Origin of the sequence: Haloquadratum walsbyi C23, from assembly GCF_000237865.1 — an archaeon.
Classification (GTDB): Archaea; Halobacteriota; Halobacteria; order Halobacteriales; family Haloferacaceae; genus Haloquadratum; species Haloquadratum walsbyi.
In genome coordinates this window covers 1,762,247-1,775,590 of the sequence record NC_017459.1, presented here as the reverse complement: position 1 = coordinate 1,775,590, position 13,344 = coordinate 1,762,247, and the positions used below count along the sequence as shown (strand labels likewise).

Here is a 13,344-nt window from a genome sequence, read left to right as displayed (position 1 = left end):
ACTAATATGCAACTTTATTGGCACCGAAGTGACCTTCGTGGTGTCGACAACCGTGGACTTGCTGAGGCTGCAAGTGCTGTGTCACCCGATTTATTACCTGACGCGGATGGAATTATTCCGGTCTTCATTTTCGATGATAATGCGCTTGAGCATGATGGAAACGCACGCGTCCAGTATATGCTTGAGTCAATAGCTGAATTGCGTTCGTGGTATCGTGACCGTGATTCTGACCTTCTGATTGCTCGTGGCGACCCTGCATCAATCCTTCCCGAACTCGCAAGCACTCATGATGTTGATCGGGTTGTGTGGAATCGTGAATATTCCGGATTTGCACAATCTCGGGATCAACAAGTTGCTGATGCACTCACAGAACACGATATTGCACATTGCTCGGTCCGTGATTCGATTTTCTTTGAACCGGGGTCCATCACGACAAATAAGGGTGAGCCATACTCAGTTTATACGTATTTCTGGAAGAAATGGCGTGATCGAGAGAAAAATGCCCCAATTGACGCCCCAGATGCTGATATGTTCGTGCCTGATGAAGGAATAGGAGATTCGTTGCCAACAATCGACTCACTCGGATTTGAGGAGCCAACTGCAGACATTCAACCAGCAGGAACAAACGCGGCTCGTAATCGATTATCAGACTTTTGTGCTGATGGTATCTATCGGTATGATGATGATCGTGACTACCCCTCTCGTGATGCGGTCTCACGGCTTTCTGCAGATTTATCATTTGGAACTATTGGTATCCGTGATGTGTATGCTGCTACTGTTGCTGCCGCAGAAGTTGATGGGATAACCGATGCCGAGGCTGAATCTGTTGAGGAATTCCAATCACAACTAGCCTGGCGAGAATTTTACACGCATGTGCTATATTTCAACCCAGAGGTCGTCACTGAAAACTACAAATCATACGAAAACGGAATACAATGGCGCGATGACCCAGCAGCACTACAAGCGTGGAAAGACGGGGAGACAGGATATCCAATTGTTGATGCTGGAATGCGACAACTGAAGTCTGAAGCATATATGCACAATCGACTCCGGATGATTGTTGCATCATTTTTGACAAAAGACCTCCTTATCGACTGGCGCGAGGGATACGGTCACTTCCGTCAATATCTCGCCGATCATAATATCGCAAATAACAATGGTGGATGGCAATGGGCAGCTTCGACCGGCACAGACGCTCAACCATATTTCCGAATCTTTAATCCAATGACCCAGGGTGAACGATATGATCCTGACGCAGAATATATCAAACAATACGTGCCAGAGTTGCGAGAAGTTCCTGCCGACACAATCCATGAGTGGCATGAGCTTTCACCGACTGAACGAGCACGTCTTGACACGGATTACCCAGCACCGATTGTCGATCATAGCAAACAGCGTGAAAAGGCGCTTGAAATGTTTGAGACTGCCCGTGGCGATGCATAATCACTGAAATTTAAGCTGTGGGCATATTGATCACTCACAACTGCTCAATACGCTGCCCTGAGAAGGAGGCTATTATATGCTGAACAGGCGCAATACCACACCCGGTTATAACGTGGATACGCGCAGTCACGGAGTGTGATAAACCACAGAGACGCAGTATCGGATTTCCACAGCAAGATTTATTCGACAGGCAGTCTCCCATAAATAGAGAAATCAGCGGGAAGCAGAGCGATTCCTACCTTCCTACGATGGCGGCCTGTCCGTCAGAAGCAATGATATTAATTCGAATAGTTTCATCGACGGTGTCGGAAGGTGCAGTTTCAGCGACTCCAGTCATTGATACGGATCGCCGCGGTGGTAAAGACTTGAAGTAATCACTATGAGACAGTAATCAGACCCAATCTGGTGAGCGGTCGGTTCGTATAACTATAATGAACCGACACGGTGTGACTGCTGGACGTAACTTAGCAAACAACTCTGAGTTTGGTGACGTTGTGGTGGCGCTCCCGTGATAAAAACAACACTGGGGCACCACATATAACCGAGAATAGGGGTTCCAGCGGCTTGGCACCGACAGCAGTCCCACCCGCGACAGCCCAGCCCATGAACACACCTTCAGATTCGGACTGATAGTGATTAGTTCGAATAGTTTCACTGGGGGTGTCGAATGACGCGGGTTCAGCGACTCCCATCACCGACAGGGATAATCACGGCGGTAAAGACTTGCACTAATCACTATGATTGGGTATCCGGCAGGACTGTGAGACCTGAAATTCCTCACGCCTGGGATTCCTCCGCGTTTAGTGCTTCACAGAAGATTTGGCTGTACTCTGCGTGGGTAGGGTAATAACTGTACGGGAGAAAGAGATCGTCCGACATCTCAGTGAGGACGATCTCGACCGCTTGCTCACATAGACTGACAGTGAGAAGGTGAGCAATAGTAGTTCACAGAAGAAGTGGGTGATTGAGTAGACATGCATCAGTCAGAATAGTTCTCTCACATCGAATGAGTGAATCAGTTCACCCAGGAGTTTGTTGAATCACTACACGCGGAGGAGGATGTCAAGTGGGACTCAGATCCCTAGTGGAAATAGATAGTATCCGATGATAATAAATTATGGTAAGTCGCCCCATTCTTCAGCGGCGTATGATTCAAGCGTTGAGAGTGGGATATCATCAATAACAGCCTCACTCGTAGCATCCAAGACAACAGGGGGTGCGCAGTCTGCGTCATGCGCTTCAGCCCACCGTGGGACACACAGACACCATCGGTCGCCGGGGGTAAGTCCGGGAAAATTCAATGATGGACGTGGCGTAGTGAGATCATTTCCTTGTGATTTGCTATATTCAAGAAACTCCTGTGTAAGCACTGCACAGACTTCATGTCGACCGGGGTCTCGACGGAGGTTTCGGCAATGTCCATCTCTGAGATATCCTGTCTCAGGATCCCGTCCACATGGTTGGAGTGGTTCACCGTGGACATTCCGATCCCGCAAATCATCTGACTCAGGAGATACTTCTTCATTCGTCTCGTGATTGCTCATATTAGCTTAATATGCCCGAACATCAAAAACGCTGTTCGGAAACAACTGCTAGTCATGCACTCATTTATTGATTGACTGATTGGTATGCAATCCCGATTATGGGTAGCATGTTAACACGTCACTCTCAAGATTTAACCCGAACCATCACACAATATATAGTGGAGACAGATTGATTATGAGCTACGAACTTGACCCACTACCATACGAATACGATGCGCTCGAACCACAATTGTCCGAACAGGTATTGACCTGGCATCATGATACCCATCAACAAGGGTATGTAAATGGATGGAATAACGCCGAGGCAGAACTTGAGGAGAATCGTGACTCGCACGACTTCTCGTCGTCTGCGGGTGCCATTCGAGATGTTACACATAATAGTTCAGGTCATCTTCTCCATGATCTGTTCTGGCAATGTATGTCACCAGAGGGTGGCGACGAGCCGACGGGTGACCTTGGAGACCGAATTGAGGAAGACTTCGGATCATATGACGCCTGGAGAGGCGAGTTTGAAGCCGCCGCAGGCGATGCGAGCGGTTGGGCACTCTTAGTGTACGATTCATTCTCAAACCAACTGCGGAATGTTGTCGTCGATAATCATGATGAAGGTGCTTTCTGGGGTGCCCACCCAGTCCTTTCATTGGACGTCTGGGAACATTCATACTACCATGATTATGGTCCAGCTCGTGGTGACTTCGTTGATGCATTCTTTGAGGTTGTTGACTGGGAAGAGCCAAGCCAACGATACGCACAAGCTGTCGAGCTCTTCGAATAAGTCGCGATTATATTGACACTGAAGTCGGCGTCCCGTCGATAAATCAAATCCTAAATTTTTTTGAACTCATGCAACTATGAGAGCTATCTCTATGCGAAGGGAGGATGTCCGCGTGAACCTGTTTCGGGGTCAGATCAACATCAGAGCCCCGAGGCTTCCTGCTTTTTCGACAGAACTTACGAACCCACTCTCACTGAAAGAGCCGTCTCAGAGCGGTTCCGGACTCCACAGATCGTTCGAAAATCGAAGATTTTCGTGATCGCGAGAGACTTCGTCTCTCGGACGACGTTGATTTGGAATGTCCTATCCCTCTCTGAGTTGGACAGTCTTGGTGTCTGACCGCCCGTGTGATGAGACTCTCAGCCAGACAAGTGACAATCATGGTCACTGCCTAACCACCAATCATACTAAATATTACGGGTCGATTAGATGTGTCGGCTTCACCCTCCGGGGTCAGATCAACATCAAAGCCCCGAGGCACTCGCCTTGACAACGTACAGAATAGATATCTCTCTGTTGTATTATGAAAATTCAAGGAGAACTCCCATGTTTTGATGCCTGTCTCTTACCCACAAGTCCTAATGGAAGAGTAGACGAACCAAGATTGGTAGATGGGGCGTCGCTCACGGAGTTGGAAGCCAGAACTCGATGAAGATGGACAGCTGTGTGACATGGATGTTTCAGGATGGATTCAAACGGAGTTTCGATCAGCCGAGTTTGGAGACAAGCGCCTGAGTGACCGACTAGTACAACTTGGGGATGAACTCGGCATCGGCAGCTCGCCTGCCGAGTCCATCCCTGCTGCCTGCGGAGACTGGGCGTCCACAAAAGCTACATACCGATTTTGCGATAATGAGAATGTGGATCCCAACGAGGTTCTCTCTGCTCACAAGCAGCAACAGCAATCAAGAGTGAGTCGGTCAGACGAACTCCTGATTGTCTCCGATACCACCGAACTCGTGTTTCCGAGACACCCCTCCAAGGAGGCTCTCGGCGATATTGGCAACTCTGAAATGGATCTCGAAGGTATCAAGCTTCACTCCACGATCGGAATCAATCCACGGACCCATCGAATGACTGGGGTCATCGATCAGCAGCCGCTGATCGAGGACCAGCAGGCCGATGAGAAGTACGATGCCAACGGCAAAGCAGAGCCGATTCAACTTGACAGTGAACATGAGAAATGGAGCCGTGGCGACAGCCAAGCCAGAGACTGGCTCGCCGACGATATCCGCCCGCTATTTATCCATGACCGAGGCGCAGATTCATTCGCGTTCTACGAGGAAGTCACCAGAGAGATGGAAAATGCTGGCTTCATTGTCCGAGCGAATCAAAACCGACGGATTTGGACTGATGATGGTGAACCTGGAAAACTCTTTGACTGGAGCAGCGACCTTGCCGAGCAAGGTCGCAAAACAATCGAGATTCAACAGGGAGGTGGGCGCGAAGCGAGAACAGCGGAGTTGTCGATAGCCACTGGAACGTGTGAGTTGCGCGCGCCAAGGAATAATCCTGAACAAGAGGGCTCAATCGAGGTGAATGTCGTGAGAGTCGACGAGGTCGGTGAAAATGACGACCCGATTCAGTGGGTGTTGCTCACCACTGAATCGGTCGAAGAGTTTGAGGAAACGCTGACACTCATCGACTATTACGGCCTCCGCTGGCGAATTGAAGACTGGCATAAAGTGCTCAAGAGTGGCTGTAACATCGAAGAACGGCAACTGCAGACTTGGGAGCGGATGGAAGTGTTGTTGAGCATGTATTCAGTGATCGCGTGGAAAGTTCTGGAGCTACGAGAACTTGCTCGTGGTGATAGTTCAGTATCTCCGGCGGTCCTGTTGAGTGAGGCAGAGCGCACAATTCTGGAAACGAAATTTCCAGAATTGAGCGGTCAAGATGGGAAATCATACGCAGTGAGCGTGGCTAAACTCGGCGGTTATCTTGATCGTGGTTCAGATCCGCCACCAGGATGGGAGACGATGTGGAAAGGACTCCAGAAGCTACGCATGTGGGCTGAAGGATACGAACTCGGTGCTGAATGAGCCGCGAAGCGGGCTCATTTAGCAGAACCCGCCGAAATAACGAGTTCAACTGAACTTTTCAAGCGGCTTCATGGATACTTCTCTAATCTTGGGCAGATACTGATGGAAATTTGATTGATTTCTTCTTTTCATGCCTGATTTGGTTGAAATTACCCTCTAGTATTGAGTTATGGGTAAGAGACAGGTTTCAACGGGCGGAGTGAAGCCGCTGACCTCCACGGACTCCTCGCGGAGTTCGGGTGTTAATTCCAGCCGACCCCTCACGGGGAAGGTCGGAGGGAATTAAATTCGCCTGCGGGTGCTGTGCAGACCCCAAACGGTGAAGCCTCGGGGCTTGACCCCGAGGTACTTCACACATCCACTATGGTTGAGTTGAGTCGATGGCACAGTCTGTTTATTGCGCAAGGATATCTAACCACAGACATATTACGTCGCTCTTGATGACCCGACGCAATATTCACAAACCACAGTCGAGAGCCAGATAGTCTCGGTCAGGATAGCTTCAGAGACACACGACTGACGCGCTGTCCCACGAAGGAATCCTCGCCGTTCAGGACGAGGGAGGTATTAATCATCACGCTGTCTTTGATTCGTGCCGACATGCGGCATTGCTGGACATTGCTGGATATGGGTTCGAGCGTCTGTTTCGCTTAGGAATCCTTTGCCGCATTGACACTCATAGTATCTAATATAATCATCAATAACCGAAGTTGAATCAGTCATTATTTTGAATTTTCTTTATGATATCTCTAGGCTATAGACATTAATACATCTATCATATTACACAGAGTCAAGGAGAATACCCGCGGCTTCAGCCCTGTTTTTTACCCATAAGTTCGTGGAGTCGTAACCGGACGTGTCAGACGCTCTCAGAGATATTTTGAACGTAGAAAATCGAGGCGAGAATCGATTCAGACAGTGATACCGGCTGTAGGGGTTACAGAACGCCGGTAATCAACTCCACTACAATTGTTCCAAAGAGGTGTTGGAACTGTAGATACCGAGGATTTCAGTCGTGCTCGCCGATCCCGATCCCGTTCCGCTAAAATCCTGACTCGATTTGTGGGTAAGAGACAGGGCTTCAGCCGCAGGATGAATCCGACAACTCGGAGTCAATCTACGCTGTAATAGCCACGCTGAGGTTTGGGACTCCGGAGCTTGAAGTGACAGGCAAGCATATCTATACATAGGAATTAGATCAGAAACAGGGCAGGGCGATTCCGGTCACTCCGACGATGGCGACCTGTCCGCCCCAAGCAATGAGACAATAATCGGAACCAGTCAGGTGAACGGTCGGTTCCTCTCATGAACCGATGCAGATGCAGATGCTGTGCCCGACTGCTTGAAAACAGCACAGAAAGTAATTCCGAGTCCACCGAAATCTGCCGAACTCCCCAAGGCAGAAACAACCTTGGGAGTCCGAACACGATGGAAGATAGGAGTACCGGGGGCTGAGATATGGCACTCCCAGCAGTCCTACCTGCTACAGTCCATGAACCCAACATGGATTCTCGCCGTGCCGGGGTTCGGTGAAACTGCAAACCTGCAATCTCTAATGCTCACGCTCACGATTCCTCCGCGTTTACGCCGAGGAGGATTTCAATGTACTCACCACGTTTGAGATACAACTCAAGAGTCAAATATGGACTATCGCTGTATTATTACTGAAAAATTAATTGAGTGACCACTAGCCTCCAGCCTTCTCGATTTTTTATTATGAATCACCACCGTCAGCGCTGAGCAGGGAGTAAATAAACTACAGAGAAGCTAAAACCCATCATTTGTCTTCATATGGTAGTTTATTAGAAGTGACTAGCTACATCACCCAGGTATTCACGTTAATTCAGGAATAACTATCGATATGCCCAGACCAAAGGACGCATTTGAGACACTGTATCCATATCAGTTATACAAACCTGCGGAGATATTAGATGCTGAGTTGATGTATACCGTTGATGAGATTGCCCGTTTATTACAAGGATTAGACCCAGGCGCCGACCTCCCATCTGAAACCGAAGAACGCGTCGTCGCATGGACGATTCCATGGCTCATGGCGCATGCTGATGAACTTGTCATCAACGACCCTGTTGGTGATGAACCAGGCTATTTTGGACTCAGGCGTGAGACAAAAACAGCATCTGTCCCCGATGACGCGGATACATAGTTACTCGATAGTGGATTAGGCGCTCAAACTTCGCAATTACGGAAATAAATGCCTATACGCAGTATTTTGAATTTTTATCACGTGCTGAACGCAATCGAAGTGGTCTATCTGCCCTACCACAATCAAACAATATTGGAGTTCATCTTTGGATCGTGGAACGTACTTCCATCAGACGAACAGGGTGTGAGAATCAATAGATACTATTGAATACCCGTCTTTTGAGCGTAGATAGTGCAGTAGTGTGTCACTGCTGGCATTCCCTCGAAAATAACATTCTGTGAATCTCCCAATTTAGTACCCCTCCGCTTGTGGGAAGCCTGGTGGTTCACCACTGGAAAGGTATCATATCCTACTGAGTTATATACAATAATATCAATCATTCACATGTACATTAATGTGAGCGGTCATTACACTCGAGCAGCCTGGGCCGCCATATCGATATTTTCCTTTGGATCCGTTGTAATCGCGGGACCATGTCCAGAATAAATCGCAGTGAGATTATCAGTAACTGTGTCCGCTATTCGATCAATGCTTTGAATCAGTGTTTTTCGATTTCCCCCCTCAAGATCGGTTCGTCCAAAACTACCATTGGCGAAGATGAGATCGCCAGCAAAGCAAATCCCGATATTAGCAGCATAAAAACAGAGATGATCAGGTTTGTGTCCTGGCGTATGAAGTGCCATATATCTCTCATCACCAATCGGGATTGACTCCTCATCTTGGATTGCGTGGTCAACAATATCGTGTGTTGTATCATAGCCCCATGTTTCAACATCAAATGCGTCACGAACTGACGGGATATTCTCAACATGATCAACATGCGTATGCGTGAGATAAAGCCGATCAATTTGCTCAGTATGCTCTTGTATCTGAGAGACAACATCGAAATTCGCTCCTGCATCGATAAGTGCAGTTGTCTCTCCAGTGACAAGAAATACGTTTGAGCTAAATGCTTGGACGTTACTGGCTACATTTTGTATCATATTGCGTCTTCAACCGCTGATGGTTTCGGCTTTTCTGTTTGGATATTAGATGAAAAAGTCAGTATTCACTGTTATTGTATAACCGTATGGTCATATTTGATTAGGTTGATATCGTCAGTTGTGATCAGTATCGATGATTCATACACCGCAACAATCAACACAGATAACTGAAAGCCATAATTATAGATAGCTCATGCACCAATATCGCGACCTTGTTACCGCTGTTCTTCGCTCCGGCGAGCACAAGCCGAACCGTACCGGTGTCGATACGATCTCCTCATTTAGCCAGCATTATACGATTAATCTTCGTGATGGATTCCCGTTATTGACAACAAAAGATCTTTCTGGGTCTCGATGGCATTCACTTCTCTCTGAGTTTGTTTGGTATCTCTCTGGTGAAGAACACATTCGATCACTCCGTGAGGAAACGAGTATCTGGGATGCGTGGGCAGATGACGATGGGCGGCTTGAAACCGCGTATGGTCGGTTCTGGCGGCGATATCCGGTTCCATCAACGGATTCACAATTGCCCGGCGAAGCGTGGCCAGTTGATGATCATCGCTGGCGAAATGATGATGGAACCTTCGATCAACTTGCATATGCAATCGAGCAATTACAGGAGAACCCGCAGTCTCGACGGATTGTTATCTCAGCATGGCATCCTGCGAATGCTGCTATTTCGACACTCCCACCGTGTCATTATACCTTTGTGTTCAATGTTCAAAATAATCGATTAAACGTGCATCTCACCCAGCGCTCCGGCGATATTGCTCTTGGCGTGCCATTCAATATTGCTGCATACTCGTTGCTTGCGACGGTCATTGCACAACAGACTGAACTCACCCCAGGAACGTTCGCACATTCTATTGTTGATGCACACATTTATTGCGGAATGGGCGACCGGGGTGCATGGTATGGTGAAAGAGAGACGCTCGATTCTCTTCGAAACCGGCTCGAAGCTGTTGACAACCCATCTGAGTATCGTGATGTCCGGTCGTGGCTTCTTGAATCTGCACCATCAGAGCCAGCGAATCAATCGGGGTATGATCATATTCCTGGGTTACTTGAACAGTGTGCACGCAGTCCACGGTCAAAACCACAGGTTGCTATTGATGATGTCTCATTAGATGATATTGGAGTTGAGAATATCCATCTCAGTGGATATGACCCTGCACCAGCAATTCGGTTCGCGGTGGCTGAATAATGAATAATATTAATTCGGATGACCGATCACCTACAGACGGATCAGAGCGAACACATAATCAGACCACTGACCATGATGTCGACATTGATATTGACATTGATATTGATATTGTACTCATCGCTGCTGTTGCGGCAAATGACATCATTGGTCGGGATGGAGAGATGCCATGGCACATCCCAGCTGATCTTCAGCAATTCAAACGCCGAACTATGGGTCATCCAGTTATTCTTGGTCGTCGGACATACGAGGCGATTATCGGCGCACTTGGTGAGCCATTCCCTGGGCGTACCAGCATTGTCCTTTCATCTCAATCACGTGATGTGCCGGCTGACGTGATTCTGGTGCACTCAATCACAAGTGCGATTCGCGAGGCATCGAAAAATGCTCGCGAGCGTGGTGTGGGAACTGTCTATGTTGCAGGCGGTGGCGGCGTGTACGAACAGTTTCTCCCCCTTGCAGATCGACTTCGTCTGACTGAACTACATGATGAATATGAGGGAGACACAAAATTCCCGTCGTGGGATGACACCGTGTGGCAGGAGACAACACGTGAAAAAAACGAGACATTTGATTTTGTGACATATGAGCGAACACCGTGAGTGATATCTGATAGTGAAATATCCTGCGTGAAATCCTCGCCCGGATTCTTTCACTAATTAAAAATAATCATTAGCAAAGGTGATATGCCGAGGGCACGTATCTTTCTAGTTGAGCTCGGGGTTTGAAATTTCTGTTTTATTAATACTATTCATACTGACACATCCAAGATGAACGACTGATAAAATGGATCATTATCGATTCCGGTAACATCAGGTGACGGTGGTGGCTTTATTTGTCCGGGGTCATAATTATTGTATCATGAACCGTAACGATAAGCAGGCGTATGATCGGGGTACATCGCTGTTTTCTCCCGATGGACGAATATATCAAGTTGAGTACGCGCGTGAGGCAGTCAATCGGGGAGCACCAAGCCTTGGCATTCGGACGACCAATGGGGTTGTTATTGCGGCTCAGCGACGAACAAGCTCTTCATTGATGGAAGCCGAAAGCATCGAGAAGTTACATAAACTTGATGAATATATTGGAGCCGCATCTGCGGGTCACGTAGCAGACGCGCGAAAACTCATTGATGATGCACAAACAGCCGCACAGCGAAATCGACTTCGCTATGGTGAGCCAATGGATGTTCGAGCACTAACACGTGCACTCTCCGATGAGATTCAAGAAAGCACACAGATTGGTGGGACACGCCCATTTGGCGCGGCGCTTCTTATTGCGGGTGTTGATGGAAGTAAGTCTGACCCAGAACCACGACTCTTTGAGACAGATCCATCCGGTGCGCCACAGGAATGGAAAGCAGTAGCAATCGGGAATGGTCGTGATGAACTACAGACATTCCTCGAAGAAGAATGGAGTCAAAATCTCACTGTTGGTGACGGTGTTGATGTCGCCGTTCGAGCGTTATTACAGACTGACGCGGAATTGAATGCTTCTGAAGTATGTGTCGGCATTGTTGATGCGGATGGATACCGTGTGCGTAGCGACAGTGATATTGAACCTATTCTTGCGGAATATGAGGGTACTGACGAATCTGAAGAATAATTAGCTAATCGCAGGCGTGAAGCCGCCGTCATCATCTATTCATACACTGTTTTTTGTCCTCTGTTCTGTTGTAGCCCACTCTGTTGCAGCCCACAGACCCACAGCAGTTATATCCCAGAACACCCAGCCTAGATGTAAAATATGCGTTTGACCTGTCAGCCTTGACTCGCTCATCGTTCCGTCTAGAACGACTCGCTCCTTACGAAGCTGATGGATATGTGCAGCGTTCAAACGCATCAGGATGCGTCGTCTCACGGCATTACCCCGTCGAGCAAACACGAGTGGGACACTCTAGAACCACGTCCTCAGAATCGCAAAACAATTCTGATGCGCGACCGAGAGCTTCGCTCTCGTCAACACCTGTTGAGACTGCGCTCCCGGGAACCACTATAGTTTCTGCAAAGCGCGTTCATCAGACTCCGTCTGGTGGGCTGTCAGACGCAGTCTGACAACGTCGTGGAAGCAGGAAGCCCTACCCTCAGACCAAGCAGGACGGACAGTTCATGACGTATTGCTGTTTATATTGTTGAGCCTTGAGCTACCCACCATTGAGACGTTGTCTCTTGCACATACCTCAGGTATGTCGAAGAGGGTTGATCAAATTTGTCTGAAATAGTCAATTGAATATCACTACTAACACAAGCAAACGAGCTTTACAACTGAACAGGTTGTGAAAATGGAGAGAAGTCCGAACGCATAGTGTGTTTTGTTGGCGGACTGGCGCTCATTCAATGTCGAGTTCGCGGCTTCCTCTCCACATACGAAGCTTCTACACGTTTTCAGCATCATCTACAGATATCAATGCGAATGTCCCAGGGCTTTGACACTGATATTGACGTTGATGTAACCCCGAGGTAGTTCACCAATCATATCGGTTTTCATTCATTTGGAAGTCCACTCTGAGGTTTATGATAATATGTGTCCGCGGAAATCGTCATCACGGATAGCCGTCGTCTGTTCGATTAATTTGAACATTAGGGTGCCGTCATACTTCATAGACTCTTCGACCTCCGTGACCCCACATAAACCGAACAAAACTGCAAGTACAAGACGTTAGTATCCCACTGAGTATCCGAAACCCCGTTCTTGTCTTGCAGGACCGACAGCGCACCTGCGCCGTCAATGATGATATCGACGACATATTTGACGAGCCCAGTCAGTTCCCACGAATCCCGGTAACCGTTCCGTCGTCCGTCTGTGTCACGTCTTAGACCATCATGTCGTAGTGGAATTCAGCGTCCGTCGACTCCACGCCCCTGATCAGGGGTCGTCCGAGCTCCAAGCGATTAATAACCGCGAGTTCCATAGAGGGGATATCAAGAACAGTGCCCTCCTGCAAAATTTCGAAGTGATCATACTCAGCACTGATGCTGGCGAACTCACTCGCGATCTGCGGTTTCGAAGCCGATTCGAACAAACATGTCCGCGGTTTTTCGCCGTTATGACACGCGATGTGACCAGATTCCCCAATAGTTTCCGGCCTAACGACCGCACCATTGAGACTCTCGTCCGCGGCGTAACTCCTGGCTGTCCTGGCGCTGTCGCCGATGCCAACGACATCGGACTTATAAGAAGTGATCATCATCA

10 protein-coding genes are annotated in these 13,344 nt (G+C 48.3%); 7 read left to right on the top strand and 3 right to left on the bottom strand.

From position 1 onward, the window contains the following. Positions 1-6 precede the first annotated feature (6 nt). The gene (locus HQRW_RS07825; protein WP_014556172.1) at positions 7-1,443 is read left to right on the top strand and encodes a cryptochrome/photolyase family protein; all 1,437 of its coding nucleotides are present in this window, start codon (positions 7-9) and stop codon (positions 1,441-1,443) included. Positions 1,444-2,558: 1,115 nt separating this feature from the next. On the opposite strand, the gene HQRW_RS07820 is transcribed toward HQRW_RS07825, so the two are convergent. Then, the gene (locus HQRW_RS07820; protein ID WP_011571699.1) at positions 2,559-2,987 is read right to left on the bottom strand and encodes a DUF2237 family protein; all 429 of its coding nucleotides are present in this window, start codon (positions 2,985-2,987) and stop codon (positions 2,559-2,561) included. A 175-nt stretch (positions 2,988-3,162) separates the two neighbouring features. Here HQRW_RS07820 and sod point away from each other — a divergent pair, with 175 nt between their 5' ends. The 3 genes from sod (at position 3,163) to HQRW_RS07805 (ending at position 7,968) form a co-directional block, all read left to right on the top strand. Continuing rightward, positions 3,163-3,762, top strand: coding sequence for a superoxide dismutase (sod, locus tag HQRW_RS07815; RefSeq protein WP_011571698.1), 600 nt, complete (start codon positions 3,163-3,165; stop codon positions 3,760-3,762). A 611-nt stretch (positions 3,763-4,373) separates the two neighbouring features. Beyond that, positions 4,374-5,804, top strand: a complete 1,431-nt coding sequence (locus tag HQRW_RS07810) for an IS4 family transposase (protein ID WP_014556171.1) — start codon at positions 4,374-4,376, stop codon at positions 5,802-5,804. A gap of 1,861 nt (positions 5,805-7,665) precedes the next feature. Beyond that, positions 7,666-7,968: a DUF5827 family protein gene (locus HQRW_RS07805; protein ID WP_011571695.1), complete on the top strand. Its 303-nt coding sequence runs from the start codon at positions 7,666-7,668 to the stop codon at positions 7,966-7,968. A 407-nt stretch (positions 7,969-8,375) separates the two neighbouring features. Here the strand turns inward: HQRW_RS07805 and HQRW_RS07800 are convergent, their stop codons facing one another. Beyond that, entirely contained in the window at positions 8,376-8,951 is a 576-nt protein-coding gene (locus tag HQRW_RS07800; protein ID WP_014556170.1) for an MBL fold metallo-hydrolase, read from the bottom strand. Positions 8,952-9,144: 193 nt separating this feature from the next. On the opposite strand from HQRW_RS07800, the gene thyA reads away from it, so the two are divergent. The 3 genes from thyA (at position 9,145) to HQRW_RS07785 (ending at position 11,757) form a co-directional block, all read left to right on the top strand. Then, entirely contained in the window at positions 9,145-10,155 is a 1,011-nt protein-coding gene (gene thyA / locus HQRW_RS07795; RefSeq protein WP_014556169.1) for a thymidylate synthase, read from the top strand. Continuing rightward, on the top strand, positions 10,155-10,754 hold the full coding sequence (locus tag HQRW_RS07790) for a dihydrofolate reductase (protein ID WP_014556168.1): 600 nt from the start codon (positions 10,155-10,157) through the stop codon (positions 10,752-10,754). The genes thyA and HQRW_RS07790 overlap by 1 nt, the downstream gene beginning before the upstream one ends. A 259-nt stretch (positions 10,755-11,013) precedes the next feature. Then, the gene (locus HQRW_RS07785) at positions 11,014-11,757 is read left to right on the top strand and encodes an archaeal proteasome endopeptidase complex subunit alpha (protein WP_014556167.1); all 744 of its coding nucleotides are present in this window, start codon (positions 11,014-11,016) and stop codon (positions 11,755-11,757) included. A 1,207-nt stretch (positions 11,758-12,964) separates the two neighbouring features. Here the strand turns inward: HQRW_RS07785 and HQRW_RS07780 are convergent. Continuing rightward, positions 12,965-13,342, bottom strand: a complete 378-nt coding sequence (locus tag HQRW_RS07780) for a hypothetical protein (protein ID WP_158307745.1) — start codon at positions 13,340-13,342, stop codon at positions 12,965-12,967. Positions 13,343-13,344: the final 2 nt, after the last annotated feature.

Bases quoted from the DNA above. Each gene is read 5' to 3' on its own strand.
- HQRW_RS07825 (WP_014556172.1), top strand. From the start codon at position 7: ATGCAACTTTATTGGCACCGAAGTGACCTTCGTGGTGTCGACAACCGT.
- HQRW_RS07820 (WP_011571699.1), bottom strand. From the start codon at position 2,987: ATGAGCAATCACGAGACGAATGAAGAAGTATCTCCTGAGTCAGATGAT.
- sod (WP_011571698.1), top strand. From the start codon at position 3,163: ATGAGCTACGAACTTGACCCACTACCATACGAATACGATGCGCTCGAA.
- HQRW_RS07810 (WP_014556171.1), top strand. From the start codon at position 4,374: ATGGGGCGTCGCTCACGGAGTTGGAAGCCAGAACTCGATGAAGATGGA.
- HQRW_RS07805 (WP_011571695.1), top strand. From the start codon at position 7,666: ATGCCCAGACCAAAGGACGCATTTGAGACACTGTATCCATATCAGTTA.
- HQRW_RS07800 (WP_014556170.1), bottom strand. From the start codon at position 8,951: ATGATACAAAATGTAGCCAGTAACGTCCAAGCATTTAGCTCAAACGTA.
- thyA (WP_014556169.1), top strand. From the start codon at position 9,145: ATGCACCAATATCGCGACCTTGTTACCGCTGTTCTTCGCTCCGGCGAG.
- HQRW_RS07790 (WP_014556168.1), top strand. From the start codon at position 10,155: ATGAATAATATTAATTCGGATGACCGATCACCTACAGACGGATCAGAG.
- HQRW_RS07785 (WP_014556167.1), top strand. From the start codon at position 11,014: ATGAACCGTAACGATAAGCAGGCGTATGATCGGGGTACATCGCTGTTT.
- HQRW_RS07780 (WP_158307745.1), bottom strand. From the start codon at position 13,342: ATGATGATCACTTCTTATAAGTCCGATGTCGTTGGCATCGGCGACAGC.